Source organism: Olsenella uli (assembly GCF_016899935.1).
Classification (GTDB): Bacteria; Actinomycetota; Coriobacteriia; order Coriobacteriales; family Atopobiaceae; genus Thermophilibacter; species Thermophilibacter uli_B.
Window position 1 is genome coordinate 1 of the sequence record NZ_JACJJK010000021.1, and the last position, 299, is coordinate 299.

Sequence of the window (299 nt, forward strand, 5' to 3'; positions counted from 1 at the left end):
GTTTTCTCACTATTCGATTGTATCAACGAATTTTAAAATAGTAAATAGTTATTTACTATTTTTCTTCGTCTTTAATTATTTTTTAATGATATTTTAATTTTTTATTCTTCTACTTCAACACTTGTTTGTACATAATTATCAATAACATATTTAGTTTCCATTTTAGTTTCACGATTTTTGTTAAGTTCTTCGCGTTCTTTTTTGCTCATCTTACTAATTTGTTCTGATAATTTAATAGCATCCGCAATCGCTTTACTTTGGTCTTGTTCGCTTTGAATATCCACTGTAGGCGTTATGAC

Annotated in this window: 1 protein-coding gene; it reads right to left on the reverse strand. The window is 26.8% G+C overall.

All coding sequences use genetic code 11. The annotated features are described in order from the left end of the window. Nucleotides 1-101: 101 nt before the first annotated feature. Nucleotides 102-299, reverse strand: a 198-nt coding sequence (locus H6A07_RS09685; protein WP_204814714.1) for a hypothetical protein, incomplete at its 5' end; no start/stop codon positions are given.